Raw genomic sequence first — 6,210 nt, 5'->3', positions numbered from 1 at the left:
TCCCGGGCCGGGCGGCGGGGCCGGGGGGCCGGCCCCCCCCCGACCCGCTACCGGGTGAGGACCTGCTTCTCGCCCGCCTCCACCGCGAAGTCCAGCCGGTTGCCGGGCGGCGGGAACGGGCAGATGAAGTGGTCCGCGAAGGCACAGGGCGGCAGGTAGGCGCGGTTCAGGTCCAGCACCGTGCGCCCGTCCTGGTCCGGCGCGGGCAGGGTGATGAACCGGAACCGGTAGGTGTCCCGCCCGCTGGTGGCGTCGGCGATCACACCGCTCAGGCCGCTCGCCGAGCGGCTGACCGTCAGGGTGCGGTGCTCACCGGCCACGGTGAACGCGATCCGGCCGGTGACGGCCAGCGGGCGCTCCTTGCCGTCGGCGTTGGGGACGACCACCGCCTGCGCCTGCTCCTCCTCGAACGGGGTGAAGACCGCGGGGACAGCCCACTCCGGCGAGTAGGGGTAGGCGGAGATCCCGGCGAACGACGCCCGCCGGGGCGCCGCCGGGTCGAAGACCCGCAGCGCCAGCTCGCCCTCGCGCTCGATCGGCACCAGCAGCAGCTCGCCCAGCGTCGCGGTGTCCGCCGCCGGATCGGTGTCCGGGCGCAGCAGCACCTCGCCGTCGACAGGAGCGGCCTCACCCGCGACGACCAGGCCGTCGGCCCCCGCCGCCCGGACCCGGACGCCCTCGGCGTCGGTCCACCAGACCCCGGGCAGCCCGGGGATCTCCGCGGGCTCCGGCTCCAGCCAGTACGTGCCGGTGAGCGCCAGCTGACCGTGCGGGGCGCTGACCGTCGCAGCCCGCCGATCGCTCCAGTGCTTCCATTCCTCCGCGGCCGTCGCCGTCATCGGCTCGCCCTCCCACTGTGGTCCAGGGCCCGCCGGGCGGGCCGTCCGTACTCCGTCACCCCATCGAACATCCCACACCCCGGCCGGGCATTCCCGGGACCGGATCCCGTCGCCCGGCCGTCACACCGCTCAACCCGCCGGCCACACGGCTCCACACTCCGGTCACACCGGCAGGTCACACCCGACCGGCACACCCAACCGGTCAGTCCTTGATCCGGCGGAACAGGCCCTCCTGCACCACCGACACCACCAGCTGACCGCTCCGGTCGAAGATCTGCCCGCGCGCCAGGCCCCGGGCGCCGTGGGATATCGGGGACTCCTGCTGGTAGAGCAGCCAGTCGTCGGCCCGGAACGGCCGGTGGAACCACATCGCGTGGTCGAGCGAGGCCATGTCGAAGTGACGGGTGCCCCAGAGCGGCTCGACGGGGGCCCGGACGGCGTCCAGCAGGGTCATGTCGCTCGCGTAGGTGAGCGCGCAGACGTGGATCAGCGGGTCGTCGGGCAGCTCGCCGTTGGTCCGCAGCCAGACGCCGCTGCGCGCCTCGACGCCCTCCAGTTCCTCGGTGCTCCAGCGCAGCCGGTCGACGTAGCGGATGTCGAACGGCTGGCGCCGGCTGATGAACGGGGGCAGCTCGCCCAGCCGGGAGCCGACCTCGTCCAGCGCGCTGGGCAGCTTCTCGGGGGCCGGGACCTCGGGCATCGGGAACTGGTGCTCGATGCTGTCCGGCTCCGGGGCGTGGAAGTCGGCGGTCAGCGCGAAGATCGACCGTCCGCCCTGGATCGCCAGCACCCGGCGGGTGGTGAACGAGCGGCCGTCCCGCAGCCGGTCCACCTGGTAGACGATCGGCACCCCGGGCACACCGGGACGCAGGAAGTAGGCGTGCAGCGAGTGGACCGGCCGGTCGCCGTCCACCGTGCGGCCCGCCGCGACCAGCGCCTGGCCGGCGACCTGTCCGCCGAACGTGCGCTGGAGCGCCTCCTCGGGGCTGCGCCCGCGGAAGATGTTCAGCTCGATCTGCTCAAGGTCCAGCAGCGCGACGAGATCGTCGACCGGGGTACCCATGGAACACGTCCTCTCCGGGCCGCCGCCCGGCCGGAGGTCTTCCGCCCGGCTGCCGCGACCCGTTCTCTCGAATTCTCCAGCTCAATCGAATTCCTCAGCGAGCCGGGGCATTCCCCGCACCGGGGCCGCGGAGGCCGATTCACTCGAACGAGGTCGAACGAGGTCGAACACGGGCGGCTGAACAGCACCGGGCGGACGGGCGGCGCTCAGAGCCCCGACTGCCGCACGGTGATGTTCAGCCGCCCGGTCAGCCCCAGCGCCGGGTCCGCCGTGCCGGGCAGGGTCCGCGTCACCCCGTGGTACGCGAACCTGGCCGGCCCGCCGAACACCAGCAGGTCCCCGCTGCGCAGCTCCAGGTCGGTCCACGGCCTGGTCCTGGTCTCGGTGTTGCCGAGCCGGAACACGCACGTGTCGCCGAGCGACAGCGAGACCACCGGGGCGTCCGTCCGCTCGTCGCGGTCCTGGTGCAGGCCCATCCTGGCGCCGTGCGGGTAGTGGTTGACGATCGCGATGTCCGGCGCGTACCCGGCCGCGCCCGCGACCTCGCCGGCGTCCGCTCCGTACGCCTCGGCCACCGCGCGCCGGGCCAGTGCGCCGAGCCCGGGCGGGAACGGCTTGACCGGCGCGCCGTCCTCGGCGGTGCGGGAGTAGCCGTACGGGTACCAGTGCCACCCCAGGCCGACCATCCGCACGGACATCAGCCCGCCGGTGGGCATCCGGACGGTGTGCATCCCGGCGGGCGGGCGGGCCCACTCACGGCAGGCGGCGACCAGCCGCGACTGCGCCGCCGCGTCCAGCCAGCCCGGGAGCAGCACGGCACCGGGCGCCGGCTCGGAGCGCCCGCGCCCGGCGGCGGCGTCGAAGGGGCCGCCGAACAACTCGCCCTGGGTCACTCCCCCATCCTCGCGCACCCCTCCGACAACGACCCGCGCTGCACAGCAGCCCGCCGCACGCCGACGGCCGCCTCCCCGCAGTGCGAGGAGGCGGCCGTCGAACCGGACGATCACACCCGGCGATCACACCCGGCGACCAGACCGGGCGACCGAACCGGGCGACCGAACCGGTCGGATCGGACTCGGATCAGACGCTGAGGGTCTGGCCCGGGAAGATCAGGTTCGGGTTGGCGCCGATGACCTTGGCGTTCTTGTTGTACAGGTCGTGCCAGTCGACGCCCTGCGCGGCGGCGATGGTGCTCAGCGTGTCGCCGGCCTTGACGGTGTAGGCACCCTTGGCCTGCTTCGCGGCCTTGTCGGCCTTCGGGTCGGCCTTCGGGGCGGCCTTGGGGGCCTCGGCGGCCTTCGGGGCGGCCTTCGGCGCGGCGGCGGCGGCCTTCGGGGCCTCCGCCGGCTTCGGCGCGGCCGGCTTCGGGGTGGCGGCCGGGGCGGCCGGCTTCGCGGCGGGGGCCGGGGCGGCCGGCTTCGCGGCGGGGGCCGAGGTGTCGACGGCGGCCGGGGCGCCGCCCTTGGTCAGACCGGCCTTGACGGAGCAGACGGGCCAGGCGCCCGGGCCCTGCGAGGCGAGGACCTTCTCGGCGACGGCGATCTGCTGCGCCTTGGTGGCCAGGTTGGCCTGCGGGGCGTAGGCGGTGCCACCGAAGGCGGCCCAGGTGCTGGAGGTGAACTGCAGACCGCCGTAGAAACCGTTGCCGGTGTTGATGGCCCAGTTGCCGCCGCTCTCGCACTGGGCGACGGCGTCCCAGGTGGAGACGGAGGCGGCGGAGGCCGAGGTGGCCGTGACGAGGCCGGCCACCGGCAGGGCCGCGACAGCGGCGCCCGCCACGACAGCCATCCGGACGCGGTTGCGCTTGGTGGCGGAGGTGGTGGTGGCAGCGGCGGACTCGTTACGGAAGGTCATGGGGTTCCTCTCGACAGCCCCGGGCGGGCATGCGGAACCAAGCCCTGGAAGAGGACTGGAATCGCTCACCGCGTCCGTCGGGCGGCCGGAGACGTGTCTGACGTCCCGCGCCGCCCCTGGCCACCCGCCACGCACCGGCGACCTGTTCGAGCGGTCGCATCGGCGGGCACGGCCGGCGCCGGGCGAACCGGCGGGCTGTGCGTCGGGGGTGAACCCGGGTGGTGCTCGTTGCACCGCCAAAGAAGCTACGAGTCGGCCGCCGGGGATCCAAACACTTACGGGTCTCCCCAGCTCAGCGGGGGATTACCGCCGGTAACAGCCCGGCATTCATGTCCCGAATGTCCGTTTTAAGCGACATTTCCTAGATCAAACATCCGCAGGCCGTGGCTCACCTCACACTTCGATTCCGGCAGCCTCGCCACCGAGATCGACACATTGCGATGCCACCGGCACCCTCCGCGATCGAATCAGGGGCAATTCCCGTCACCCCGGTCCCCCACCCGTGACCCCTGCCACAAGGGCCCGTTGGGCAGGACGGCCGGGCCGACCCCGCCCCCGGCTCGAACAGGGCCGGCCCTCCGCCCACCCGGCCCGACCCCCGAAACCGCACCGCCCCCGAGTTCCGACACCGCACCGATCCGACCCCAGACACCGCACCGAGGAGACACCCAGTGCCGCGCATGCTCGACGTCAGCGACGAGGTCCGTTCCGAGATCGGCGACGACGAGGCCGACCGCCTGCTCGGCGGCGCCCACGCGCCCGACAGCTACGAGTGCACCTCCTGCCGCACGCCCGGCGACGCGCTCCAGGAGCCCACCAGCACCGTGCTGTTCGTCGGCGAGGAGACGGCGGTCCTGGCCTTCGCGCACGCCCGCTGCATCCCCTCCCAGGTGGTCCCGGTCTCCGAGGAGCAGCTGGCCGGCGCCGTCCGCAGCATCAGCCAGTCCCAGGGCGGCCCGGCCGCCGAGGCCGTCCCCGCCCACTCGCAGCCGCAACCGCCGATCCCGGCCCCCGCCCCGGCGCCGGACGCGGCCTCCGACCCGTCCGGCGGGCGGCCCGGCACGCCCGGGCAGGCCGCGATCCTCGGCATCACCTGCGGACTGGTCCTGCACGGCGACACCGGCCACGCCTCGCTGGTCGTCGAGCCGACCGGCCCGGTCGGCCGCCCGGGCACCATCACCGGCGAGGACGAGTTCCTCGACCTGCTCCAGGACGCGGGCTTCCAGCCGGTCACCGACCTCGACAAGACGCCGGACCAGCTGCCGGGCTGGTCGGTGCTGGTCGCGATGGGCAAGCTGCACGCCGTCCTCCAGCCCTCGGCCTCCGGCGGCAGCACGGGCTGGTGGCAGGCCCACCAGCCGCTCCAGGTGACCGACGCCTGGCGGTTCGCCGCCAACCAGCTCGGCGAGGTCACCATGTACGCCGTCCCGGCCGGGACGGTCGGCCGGCAGCCGCGCGAGGACCTGCTGCGCCAGGCGCTGGAGCGGGCGGTGACGCTGGGCCAGGTGGTCGCCGCCTCCCTCCCGCTCGCCGGCACCTGAGCCGCCCCGGCCGAAGCCGAGCCGTGGAGAGGCCGCGGGGCCCGCCGCACACCGGCCCCGCGGCCCCGCCGCCACCGGCCGGGCCCGCCTCCCCACCCGCATCCCCCGGCGCCCTCGCTCGTTGGGCCCTGCGTGTACAGCTACGACGTCCCCGCCTCCCCCCGGCGGCCCACTCCCGCCTCCCGCTCGATCCCGGGCATGCGCCCGTCGTACGACGCGGAGCACCCGCACTCGACGACGCCGATCTACGACGAGCTGTACTCCGAGTACCGGCGGCTCTTCCGCGCGCTGCCGGGCGACCGATCCGGCGAGGAGGACCTGAGGTTCACCGGCTTCGCCGTCCGCGACGCCGCCCCGGCCCGCACCGACCCGCGCACCGACCCGCGCCCGTACCCGCCGCAGCACCAGGCCTTCCAGACGTACGCGGGGCAGGCGATCGGCATCCCGCAGTTCATGCCGAGCCGGCCGAACGGCCCCGAGCACACCGGTCCGGCCGACCACCCCTTCGGCCACACCGGCCACCCGGCCCACCCCCATCCCCATCCCCACGACCAGGGTCAGGGTCAGGGTCAGGGCCAGAGCCGCACAAACGACGGCGCCGGCCCGTACACCACCGGCTTCCACCCCACCCCCGCCCCCGGTCGGCCGCCCGCCGCCCAGGAGGGCACCGGCCAGGGGTGGATCGCGGCCGGCTACCTCGGCGCCGCCCCGCCGCCGATGGCCGCGCACGTCCCCGCGCCTGCGCCGGTGACGGTCCCGGTGCCCGCGCCCGCCCCGCCCGCGGGCACGACCAGCGGCGGCCGCCACCGCAGCCTGCTCTCCCTCCCCCCGGGCGGCGGCGACCGCCGCTGAAGTCCCGCGCCCGCACCCGGTGCAGCGACGACGGAAGGGCCCCGTCGGCCGGTCCCATGAC

At 74.9% G+C, this 6,210-nt stretch carries 6 protein-coding genes; 2 read left to right on the top strand and 4 right to left on the bottom strand.

All coding sequences use genetic code 11. The annotated features are described in order from the left end of the window. Nucleotides 1-47: 47 nt before the first annotated feature. From ACFU74_RS35225 to ACFU74_RS35210, 4 genes are all read right to left on the bottom strand, one after another. Entirely contained in the window at nucleotides 48-839 is a 792-nt protein-coding gene (locus ACFU74_RS35225; protein WP_380764218.1) for a DUF1684 domain-containing protein, read from the bottom strand. A 202-nt stretch (nucleotides 840-1,041) separates the two neighbouring features. Beyond that, nucleotides 1,042-1,902 carry an acyl-CoA thioesterase II gene (gene tesB / locus ACFU74_RS35220; protein WP_380764217.1) on the bottom strand — a complete coding sequence of 287 codons (861 nt, stop codon included), beginning with the start codon at nucleotides 1,900-1,902 and terminating at the stop codon, nucleotides 1,042-1,044. Between the two features lie 206 nt (nucleotides 1,903-2,108). Next, the gene (locus ACFU74_RS35215; RefSeq protein WP_380764216.1) at nucleotides 2,109-2,795 is read right to left on the bottom strand and encodes an alpha-ketoglutarate-dependent dioxygenase AlkB family protein; all 687 of its coding nucleotides are present in this window, start codon (nucleotides 2,793-2,795) and stop codon (nucleotides 2,109-2,111) included. A 187-nt stretch (nucleotides 2,796-2,982) separates the two neighbouring features. Continuing rightward, on the bottom strand, nucleotides 2,983-3,756 hold the full coding sequence (locus ACFU74_RS35210) for a transglycosylase family protein (RefSeq protein WP_380764215.1): 774 nt from the start codon (nucleotides 3,754-3,756) through the stop codon (nucleotides 2,983-2,985). Between the two features lie 671 nt (nucleotides 3,757-4,427). Between ACFU74_RS35210 and ACFU74_RS35205 the strand changes: the two genes are divergently transcribed. Then, nucleotides 4,428-5,297 (top strand): hypothetical protein, encoded by an 870-nt coding sequence (locus tag ACFU74_RS35205; RefSeq protein WP_380764214.1) that lies wholly within the window; start codon nucleotides 4,428-4,430, stop codon nucleotides 5,295-5,297. Between the two features lie 132 nt (nucleotides 5,298-5,429). Continuing rightward, nucleotides 5,430-6,149 carry a hypothetical protein gene (locus ACFU74_RS35200; RefSeq protein WP_380764213.1) on the top strand — a complete coding sequence of 240 codons (720 nt, stop codon included), beginning with the start codon at nucleotides 5,430-5,432 and terminating at the stop codon, nucleotides 6,147-6,149. The last annotated feature ends 61 nt before the right edge of the window (nucleotides 6,150-6,210 follow it).

Origin of the sequence: Kitasatospora sp. NPDC057500 (genome assembly GCF_042802195.1) — a bacterium.
Taxonomy (GTDB): domain Bacteria; phylum Actinomycetota; class Actinomycetes; order Streptomycetales; family Streptomycetaceae; genus Kitasatospora.
Note: the sequence above shows the minus strand (reverse complement) of the source record. Positions and strands in the feature narration are given on the sequence as shown.

Bases quoted from the DNA above. Each gene is read 5' to 3' on its own strand.
- ACFU74_RS35225 (WP_380764218.1), bottom strand. From the start codon at position 839: ATGACGGCGACGGCCGCGGAGGAATGGAAGCACTGGAGCGATCGGCGG.
- tesB (WP_380764217.1), bottom strand. From the start codon at position 1,902: ATGGGTACCCCGGTCGACGATCTCGTCGCGCTGCTGGACCTTGAGCAG.
- ACFU74_RS35210 (WP_380764215.1), bottom strand. From the start codon at position 3,756: ATGACCTTCCGTAACGAGTCCGCCGCTGCCACCACCACCTCCGCCACC.